Source organism: Fusibacter ferrireducens (genome assembly GCF_015352425.1).
In the GTDB taxonomy this organism is placed as follows: domain Bacteria; phylum Bacillota; class Clostridia; order Peptostreptococcales; family Acidaminobacteraceae; genus Fusibacter_A; species Fusibacter_A ferrireducens.
This window is the reverse complement of record NZ_JADKNH010000030.1, coordinates 1-10220: the sequence shown is the minus strand read 5'-3', so window position 1 is coordinate 10220 and position 10220 is coordinate 1. Positions and strand designations below refer to the sequence as shown.

At 32.0% G+C, this 10220-nt stretch carries 12 protein-coding genes and 1 pseudogene; all 13 read left to right on the top strand.

The features are described 5' to 3' along the window. Window positions 1-205, top strand: a pseudogene (locus tag ISU02_RS23385) (retropepsin-like aspartic protease); the annotation flags it as partial. Between the two features lie 277 nt (window positions 206-482). Continuing rightward, complete coding sequence (locus ISU02_RS23380) at window positions 483-1112, top strand: hypothetical protein (RefSeq protein WP_194704285.1); 630 nt, start codon at window positions 483-485, stop codon at window positions 1110-1112. Between the two features lie 261 nt (window positions 1113-1373). After that, on the top strand, window positions 1374-2294 hold the full coding sequence (locus ISU02_RS23375) for a bacteriophage abortive infection AbiH family protein (RefSeq protein WP_194704284.1): 921 nt from the start codon (window positions 1374-1376) through the stop codon (window positions 2292-2294). Between the two features lie 229 nt (window positions 2295-2523). Next, window positions 2524-3381, top strand: coding sequence for a hypothetical protein (locus ISU02_RS23370; RefSeq protein ID WP_194704283.1), 858 nt, complete (start codon window positions 2524-2526; stop codon window positions 3379-3381). 238 nt (window positions 3382-3619) lie between these two features. Beyond that, window positions 3620-3934, top strand: a complete 315-nt coding sequence (locus tag ISU02_RS23365; RefSeq protein ID WP_194704282.1) for a DUF3795 domain-containing protein — start codon at window positions 3620-3622, stop codon at window positions 3932-3934. Window positions 3935-4101: 167 nt separating this feature from the next. Next, a complete protein-coding gene (locus ISU02_RS23360; RefSeq protein ID WP_194704281.1) occupies window positions 4102-5055 on the top strand; it encodes a DUF4268 domain-containing protein in 954 nt (317 codons plus the stop codon). A 171-nt stretch (window positions 5056-5226) separates the two neighbouring features. Then, a complete protein-coding gene (locus ISU02_RS23355) occupies window positions 5227-5724 on the top strand; it encodes a GNAT family N-acetyltransferase (protein WP_207736524.1) in 498 nt (165 codons plus the stop codon). 192 nt (window positions 5725-5916) lie between these two features. Next, complete coding sequence (locus ISU02_RS23350; RefSeq protein WP_194704279.1) at window positions 5917-6303, top strand: DUF6188 family protein; 387 nt, start codon at window positions 5917-5919, stop codon at window positions 6301-6303. Window positions 6304-6502: 199 nt separating this feature from the next. Beyond that, complete coding sequence (locus ISU02_RS23345; RefSeq protein WP_194704278.1) at window positions 6503-7123, top strand: hypothetical protein; 621 nt, start codon at window positions 6503-6505, stop codon at window positions 7121-7123. A gap of 178 nt (window positions 7124-7301) precedes the next feature. Then, window positions 7302-7760: a DUF2691 family protein gene (locus ISU02_RS23340; protein ID WP_194704277.1), complete on the top strand. Its 459-nt coding sequence runs from the start codon at window positions 7302-7304 to the stop codon at window positions 7758-7760. Window positions 7761-7929: 169 nt separating this feature from the next. After that, window positions 7930-8670, top strand: coding sequence for a hypothetical protein (locus ISU02_RS23335; protein WP_194704276.1), 741 nt, complete (start codon window positions 7930-7932; stop codon window positions 8668-8670). Between the two features lie 232 nt (window positions 8671-8902). Beyond that, window positions 8903-9433: a DUF2971 domain-containing protein gene (locus ISU02_RS23330; protein ID WP_207736523.1), complete on the top strand. Its 531-nt coding sequence runs from the start codon at window positions 8903-8905 to the stop codon at window positions 9431-9433. A 187-nt stretch (window positions 9434-9620) separates the two neighbouring features. Beyond that, entirely contained in the window at window positions 9621-9983 is a 363-nt protein-coding gene (locus ISU02_RS23325; RefSeq protein ID WP_194704274.1) for a hypothetical protein, read from the top strand. The last annotated feature ends 237 nt before the right edge of the window (window positions 9984-10220 follow it).

Here is a 10220-nt window from a genome sequence, read left to right as displayed (position 1 = left end):
AGAAGTTATAAGAGGTGTTGGAGGCAGTGAGTTTGTTTTTATAAAGATAATTGAGGAAATCGAAATAGATGGAATGCAAGTGAATGATTTTCAAGTAGAAGTTGGAGCAATGGATTATGGCTTTGAGATGGATGGCATAATTGAACTAGATATATTAATGAAACTAGGTGTAAAAATAGATTTAGGTGAATTAAAAATATTTTAACCGTTCATCACATAACACGTCACTTACCGGAAATCGTTCTGATGTCACCGCTCTTGCGAAGCAAGATCAGCGCCACTTTTGCCCTAAGGGTCAAAAGGAACGACTTCGGTAAGTTCGGGAACGTTAGATGAAATCCCTCTCTAGAAAAAAATTATTATCAGAAAAGTATAATAATTTTAAAGGATATAAATCTTATTGATTAGCAATTGCTTTAATGACATTCTCATGATACTTATGATAAATGATAAAAGATTGTAATTGACAAAGGAGAACAGTTATGAAAATTAAAGTAGATATAAATCAGCTGATTGAAAATTATGATCATGAATTTGATAATGAAGCGGATTGGCTCAATTTTCATATTAACTTAATGTATAATGAACTTCATGAAATTCAGAATACAATATATATATTTGAAACAGTAAAGAAGGAATGGGATAGAAGAATTGAAACTGGAGAAAGAGTTAACTATTCAGCAATAAGAACAGTATTGTATACATCATTACCATATAAAATTATCATAGGATTAAGTAAGATATTTGTTGGAAGAAAAGAGTTTTCATTATTAAAGACTATTAATAAAATAAGCCAGATGGATGAATATAGAAATAGAATTGAAGTAAAAAAAATAATTGATAACATTCAGAAGTATCTAGAAACAAATGAAATGATCAGAGATATCACAACATATAGAGATCAGTTTTTTGCACATTTAGATAAAGCATGTGTTATTTCCGATTGTAGAATAGATGCAACAATTGCAATGTCACCAATAGATACATCCGAAATAGAAAAAGGGATAAAATTAATTGGCGAGTTATATGAAGTGTGTTTTAACAAGTGTTTATCATATTCAGATAAAAAAATATTGAAAAAGGACATAATTTTTACATTTTTCTGGATGTAAATTCTAAAATAAAATACTCAAAATTATTTTTAATTGAGATGGATGGCTATTTACGAGAGGGACATCATCTAACACGCCGGTTACCTAAATCACTCTGATGTCACAGCCCTTGCGAGGCAAGGTCCGCGCCACTTTTTCCGCTAAGGCGTTAAAAGAGAGTGACTTCGGTAACCGCGGGAACGTTAACTGAAATTGGTCTACATAGATATTGTAATCAAATAAATATTACATGATACTCAAGAAGAGAGGGAGTTTACTTAGATGAACTTATTTATAATTGGAAATGGATTTGATAAAGCACATAATTTAAAAACGTCTTATGTAGATTTTAGAAATTACATTGAGGATCAAGATTGGTCATATCTAGAAATGTTAGAAAAAATGTATGGATTTTGTATCAACAGTAAGAAGGAGCATGTTGAAAATCTACTCTGGAAGGAATTCGAAAAAAATTTATCTGTTATATCTGAGGATGAACTAATTGACTCAGCTGTATCAATTGATATGGGGCTTGAAAGTGGAGATGTAGGAATAGAAGATACGCTAGACTCTTATTTTGAAGAGCAATATGGATTTATTAAATCGTTAAATGAGTTTTTAAAAAATTGGATAAATGAAATTGAAATCAAGGTACCGCAGAGAACTAATAAGTTTGATATAGGTGAAGAATCACTTTTTTTAAATTTTAATTACACTCTTTTATTAGAAAATGTATATGGAATAGAAGCTGAAAATATCCTACATATACATGGCTCAATTGATGAAAATACCAATTCACCAGTAATAGGGCATGGTGATAAGTTGAAAATTGATGAATTGAGACAAAGAGCAAACAGAGCTAGCGAAGGCTATTTTGAAAAAGAAAGTAGTATTTATAACGCTTTAGCAAATTATTACGAAAGAACACTAAAAGATGTAAATCATTATATTTCTATTAATAGTGGTTATTTTAATAGACTTAAAGATGTTGAGCAAATTTTTGTTATAGGTAATTCCTTTGGAGATGTGGATATGCCATATTTTCATGAAGTAAAAAGAAATGTAAAAAAGGATTCAATTTGGAATGTTTATTACTATGATGACGGTGATAACCTAGCTTTTAAAGAAAAAGTGAAATCAATTGGAGTTGATGAAAGTAAAATAAAAATGAATCATTCTAATAGTTTTTTTATTAATAGATAGTCAATAATTTTTAAATATTTGATTGAAGAACAAAGTGATTTTAAAATCGTATTCAAAAGACCAAAATCAGTTAACACGCCGATTACCAAAATCACTCTGATGACACAGCCCTTGCGAGGCAAGGACAGCGCCACTTTTCCTAAGGGAAAAGGAGTGACTTCGGTAATCGCGGGAACGTTAGCAGACATTTCACTCAAGTACATTTATTGTTGTAGTTAGGAGAGAAAATATGAGTACATTTGATACAGCTATAAAAGACGAAATATACGGGTTCTATCACGAAAACAAGATTTCATTTAAAGCTTCTGATAGCTTAGGAGATGTACTAATAGATTACTTTAATGTCTTGTCGAAGAGAATTTCAAAACATAAAAGATGTGTCCATATGTCGAAAGAATTGAAAAACAAAATCAAAAATTTAGAAATATCTAAAGAGCATGTAAATATCATCAATAAGTTTAGAGTATCATTTGAGCAAGGCAAAGATATGAATGGATTTTTAAGTAGATCTATTTTTAGAAGTGATTTTTATGATAAGCTTCTTATATGTTGGGGGATTCATCATCTTCATTTGAGTAATGTTGAAGCTACAACTAATAAAGAAATGAAATTAAATCGTTCAGATGTGTTACTATTTTGCATGGTTGTTGGAGATGATGTTTATTTTATTGACGTTGAATCTCATAACAAAGATTATGTTTTCTCAATGTTTAAGCTACTAAACATTATTCATGATAATTGGCAGTTTCTTATAGATCAATATGAGGTTAAGGATATTATTAGGGGATCTTTAAATCTAGTTGTCACATGTGATCGGGAACTTCATAATCTTAGAAAAATGAATATAAATATTATGTATGAAATTCGTGGCAAAGTGTACTTTCTTATAGATAAAGGGTTAATGGGAAATGGATCGAGCTTTGGAAACTCTATGAGAATGACTAACGTTATGCATAGTGTAAGATGCGATACACCTCAACCGCCTACATATGCGCAAAATATCAAATTCAAACTTAGTGGAAAGATAAATCCATTAGGTACTCTGTATTGGACAGAAGGAAATCAAATCAAAAAATTGATAATATAGTGATGATATAATGTGAAGTTGCAGTAATTTTATCGTTCAACGCTCTGCTAACACGCCGGTTACCTAAATCACTCTAATGTCACAGTCCTTGCGAAGCAAGGACAGCGCCACTTTTCCCGCTAAGGCGTTAAAAGAGAGTGACTTCGGTAACCGCGGGAACGTTATATGAAATATACTAACAATGTAGATAAGATATTGAAAAGCTATATAGGATGAGTTTTATACAGGGGGAAGAAATATGAACAAAGATATGATGGGGTATTGTGGTACTTATTGTGAAACTTGTGATTGGAAAGAGAAGTTCAAATGTCCAGGTTGCAAAGCTTGTGAAACAAAAGTATTTTGGGGAACGTGTAAAATAGCAGTTTGTGCTATAAACAAAGGATTTGAGCATTGTGGAGAGTGTCCAGATGTTCCGTGCGATAAATTAACAGACGCATATAACGATGCAGAACATGGTGATGATGGTGAACGATTAACAAATTTAAAATGTTGGGCTGATGGAAAAGTATCTATGTTGAAGGTTAGGAATTCGGAATCATCTACAGAGTAATTAACGTTAGTATACTTCATATAACACGTCATTTTCCTACATTCCTTCCGATGTCACAAGCCTTGCGAGGCAAGTCTTGCGCCACTTTTTCCGCTAAGACGTTAAAAGGAAGGAACGTCGGAAACTGCGGGAACGTTATCAGAAATGCTTATTGAGGAGGATTAATATTGGACAATAATTTAGGTAAATTGGAAATTTTAAAACCGAGAGATATATGGGCAAATGAAGAGTTCGACTTCACACCATGGCTTTCCGAAAATATAGAGTTATTATCAAATCTTATAAAGTTTCCAATTGAAATTTTACAATTAGAAAAAAAAGTTGGATCATTTGAATTGGATATTTACGGAAAAATAACAGGTAGTGATCAGATTGTAATTATTGAAAATCAGTTAGAAGTAACAGATCATAAACATTTAGGGCAGTTAATCACGTATGCATCGGGTTTAGACGCTTCAATTATAATTTGGGTTTCTCCTACTATAAGTGAGGAACATAAAAGTGCAATTGGTTGGTTAAATGAAATAAGTAATGATAAGATTAACTTCTTTTTGGTAAGAGTTGAAGTTATTAAAATTGATGAATCTTTACCAGCAGTGAGGTTATATCTAGAAGAGAGTCCAAGTAATTATGAACGAATGCTAAAAAATATTGTTGCTGGAAAAGATGGTCCTAGGCATGAATTAAGAAGAATATTTTGGAGAAGGTTTTTAGATTATTTGTCGACTAATGGCAAGACATTTGCAAGTCATAGAATAGAAACAACTGATAATTGGATGAGTTTTCCTGTAGGTAATTCAAATTACTCTATTACAGCTACTATGACGATTAATTCTCAAATTAGAATAGAATTACAATTTGGATACAAGGAACGAGAACGTAATAAAAATGATTTTGATGTTTTTCTTTCATTTGAGGATGAAATAAAAGACATTTTAACAGAAAAAGTAAGTTGGGAAAGATTGGACGAGAACATAGGTTCAAGAATTGCAGTATATAGAAACTACGATAAAAACCTATTAGATGATGATATCTATAGAACCGAGCTATATAATTGGATGATGATAAGTATTGAAAAATTTAAAAAAGTATATTTGAAATTCAATAAGCACATCCGATAACACGTCATTTTCCTACATTCCTTCCGATGTCACATCCCTTGCGAGGCAAGGTCTGCGCCACTTTTTCCGCTAAGGCGTTAAAAGGAAGGAACGTCGGAAACTGCGGGAACGTTATACGAAAGAATTGACAAGTCAATAATGCTTTATACATTTAAAGGATTGGTGAAAACCGTGATTAGAAAAGCAAAAATATCAGATGTTGAGAACATAGCAAAGATAAGAGTTGATACTTGGAGAACAGCCTATAGCGGAATTGTGAATAACGAATATTTATCTAGCCTAAATTATGAAGAAAGGGCAAACCGATTTCGAAATTATTTGATAGAAAGCAGCAATTATATGCTTGTGTATGAAGATGAAAAAAGTAAAAAACTATTTGGTTACATACAATTTGGGGTGCCTAATGAGGATAATGATGTAGATGGTGAGATATATGCAATTTACATTTTACAAGAGCATCAAAAGCTAGGTATTGGTAGGCTATTGATGAAAGCTGCCATACAAGCGTTAAAAGAAATTGGCATTAAAAAGACAATTGTATGGGTCTTTAATGACAATACTAGAGCAAGAAAGTTTTATGAGCATTTGGGTGGAACACACATAAAAGATAAATTAATCTTAATTGGAAATGATGAATTGAAGAGTTGTGGATATCTGTTCAACTTGTAAAAGCTGAGTATTACAGCCGTTCATAGTTAACGTCAATTCCATCGTATAACACGCCGATTACCAAAATCACTCTGATGACACAGTCCTTGCGGGGCAAGGCCAGCGCCACTTTTGCCCTAAGGGTCAAAAGGAGTGACTTCGGTAATCGCGGGAACGTTATATGAAATAATCAACAGAGCAAGGAGTATACTCATGAAGAATATTAGTTGTTTGTTAGATAAGAAAGTTCTTGAAATTAATGGGATTAATCCAATAATTACATTTGAAGGACAATACTATTTAACTATTGAATGCTTTTGGAGAATACTACATAAGGGATATGTAGTATTAAGTATCTCAAAATTTGAACAATCACAGGATCATAGACTAATGGTAGATAAGTTAAAAAATTTTTTTTATAACACAAGGGTAGTATCGGCAACTACTAAAATGCTACCAAGTGATTTATTGATAACATTTGATAATGGTTTTGAATTAGAGTTATTAGTAGATAGTGAAATATACGAAAATTGGACAATTTCTGGAGACGATAAAACTTTAATAGTCTCATTACCAGGAGGAGAATTAATGGGGATATAGCTGTGGCTGATTACATCATATAACACGTCATTTTCCTACATTCCTTCCGATGACACGGTTCTTGCGAAGCAAGTACCGCGCCATTTTTTCCGCTAAGGCGTTAAAAAGAAGGAACATCGGAAACTGCGGGAACGTTATACGAAATACCCTCAACAAAAACACAAAATTGTAAGTTCATAATTCAAAATAGGAGAATACTATGTTCAAAAAAATTATAAATAAAATATTCAGTGACAAGAATCATGAAACTCAAAATGAATGTGATGAGCTTTTCATTGTAGTTCAACTTAACGATAAAATAATGCCAATTGATCGTGGCAGTAGATATGAAGATCCATTAGATGAATTTATACGTAAAAAAGGTTATGGTGAGGTAACTGGTGGCGGAACAATGCAATCGAATAATAAAGAAATTCAATTTTGTGATATTGAAGTTCGAATCAATCAAATGTCAATTTCCAACAAAATCTTGAGTGAAATAATTGAGAAACTTGAAGGGTGGGGTGCACCTAAAGGTTCCTTTATTAAGTCGTTCAATAATGACATTATTCAATTTGGTAAAAAAGAAGGGATTGCAGTCTATTTAGATGGCAAGAATTTACCATCAAATGTATATCAAGAATGCGATTCTAATTATGTGATAGAGGAAATTAGTCGACTAATTGAATCTGAAGATGATATCTACAGGTATTGGGAAGGGGAGGTTGAAACAGCATTGTATTTCTATGTAGATTCATATGATGAGGCACATAAAAAAATTCAGGAGTTTATAAAATCATATCCGTTATGCCAAAATGCAAGAGTCATACAAATAGCTTAATAGTAAATTTCGGGTACTTCGTATAACACGACATTTTCCTACATTCCTTCCGATGACACGGTTCTTGCGAGGCAAGCACCGCACCATTTTTTCCGCTAAGGCGTTAAAAAAAAGGAACGTCGGAAACTGCGGGAACGTTATATGAAATACCCACGAAAAAGAAATGGGAGGAAGTGATATGATTAGAGGAATAGAATTTCTATTGCCCGATGGACATGATCGACACCTTTATCACATTTTAAAATCAATTAACCTTGAAAATAAAGTATGTTATATAGAATTTAACGAAGTCTATTTCAAAAGTAAAGATAGACATTTTGAAGACTTTTTTATTAAAAATGCATACAACGGTCAAGAATTAACAGCACATATTCATGCCCACGAACATTTTATCATCTTCTTTGAGGTATTTATTTATCCTGAGAAAGGTATTTATGAGCAGATTGAATCATATAATGATTTCATTGAAAGTGATTGTGAAATGATATTACTTATTTCGGATAGTGTTTACTGTGAGGTATACCATAAAAGTGAAGTTATATTGCAACGGTTGTTTAAAATTTTTGAGAAATTAGGATATGAGGGAATTATATATAAAGATGAGAATGACAGTCGATATAGAATGTCAGTGACATAGAAATCGCGAGTACTTCACATAACACACTGATTACCTAAATCGCATTGATGTCACAGCCCTTGCGAGGCAAGTGCTGCGCCACTTTTCCCCTAAGGGTGAAAAGATGCGACTTCGGTAATCATGGGAACGTTAGCTGAAATCCAAAATAATTAAAAGGGGATTGCTTAAAATGATAATTGAAGGAGCATTTTTAAAAATACCTGAAATACTAATAAATCACTCCGATCCTGATTTACTTTATGAAGCAAATATCACTAACTTATTTACAAATGCTGTTATTCTTGAATTAAATGCAAGAAATATAGATAATCCATTAATGAAGATACATATGGAAAAGAGATATTCAAAAAATGAGAATATAAGATGTGATATATATATGGATTTTTCGAGTTTTATCAACGATGAAGTATATAAAGCTTATGAAATAAAATCTAAAAATTGGATTGAAGCTAAATATTTTGGTGGAATCAATCGAAATAAAGGTTCTGAAACTAAATCTGAGAATGCGGGCTCAATAATATATGATATGTTTAGATTGATATATTACAACCATAATAACGAAATAAATGAGGAAAAGCATGGAAAGTATAGTTTGAACATGTTCAATGACAATCCACAAAAGTATCTTGCTTACTCTAGAAAAAATGGAGAACCAAGAACATGGATAAAAAGTTTTTTATCAAGTGGAGTTCACGAATTAAACTTTGATTTACTATCAGAACCAAATTCAATTAGAAGGATATTTGTAGGGGTTAATGATTTAAAAATGAAGTTGAAAATCAGAAATACAATATTTGAGCCAATTATTCAAAAGGAAAACTATATTAGTTTTTATGGATATTTGAGTCAAATAATTGACTATCAATTAATAGTTGATGGGAAAAACATCAATAAGGATGGTAGCAATTAACAGGATTTAGATTTTGGACATCAGCTAACACGTCATTTTCCTACATTCCTTCCGATGTCACAGTCTTTGCGAGGCAACTACTGCGCCACTTTTTCCGCTAAGGCGTTAAAAGGAAGGAACGTCGGAAACTGCGGGAACGTTATAGGAAAGAAATTCAAATAAGAAAATGGGCAATATGTATTACAAATACAGATCGTTAGAAAATTTAAAGTACTTTATTGATATACTATTAATGAACAGATTATATGCAGCAAAATATACTGATTTAAATGATCCGATGGAAGGTTTTTATTTATTTTCTGGTATAAGAAATACAAATATAATTTCAGAAGCTGTATTTAGTGAGAAACAAACTACTAAGATAGTAAGTTTATCTAGAAATTATACTAATCCACTTATGTGGGCTCATTATGCAAATGGTCATAGAGGTGTAGCTATCGGAGTAGAAGTTGACTCAACTTGTTATAGATGCATAGATATGAATTATATTAATGATTTATATCTTGTCGAAAATGCTCAAGTTAAACCACCATTTGAAATTGTTGAAGAAGTTTTTTCTAACAAACATCAGATATGGGCATACGAAGAAGAGGTAAGAGTTCTGACAAATTTTATAAGCCCATATGTAAACGTTATTGTCAAAAAGGTTATTTTAGGAAAGAGCATGACAGAGGAAGATGTTGATTTTATCAGTAAATTGATAAAAAAAATAAACGAAGAGATTGAAATAATAAAAATGGATGATTCGGATTTTATGTATTAGCTACATAGTTGAACTTCCATCCTATAACACGACAATTTCCTACATTCTTTCTGATGTCACAAGTCTTGCGAGGCAAGCCTTGCGCCACTTTTTCCGCTAAGGCGTTAAAAGGAAGGAACGTCGGAAACTGCGGGAACGTTAGACAAAACTATTTCAAAAAAAGCCAAATATATAAAGGGGGGAAATTATGGGAAAAATATCTAAGCAAATGGTTATATCTTGTTATGAAAATGGTAAAAAAGTCCATAAAGGATTAATATCTAGAACAGATGGAAAAGTATTTGTTAATCAAGAAACTGGTATGGACATAGGTTCAGCGAATGATTATATTACAGTTTTAATGGCAATGTTAGATGGAATAGAATATCACAGAACTATTAATGCGATGGCAACTCAATATTTTTTAGATAATATAAAAATAGACTTTGGTATTGAAGCCCAACAGATTGCAGCAAAAGCAACAATTTTACATACAAAGTATTATTCTACTTTGGGACATGGTCGGCAACGAAAAGTAGAAGAAATTGCGAATAGAGTTTTAGAAAAATGAAATAGCTTCGTCTAACACGACTATTACCTAAATCACTCTAATGTCACAGCTCTTGCGAGGCAATAGCTACGCCACTTTTTCCGCTAAGGCGTTAAAAGAGAGTGACTTCGGTAATAGCGGGAACGTTATGGGACATTTTTAGAAATAAGGGAGAGTATATAAATGGGAACTAAAGCTCTACATAAATTTGATAAGACAATAAGTAGATGTGAAACATTAGTAAAAACATATGAGGAT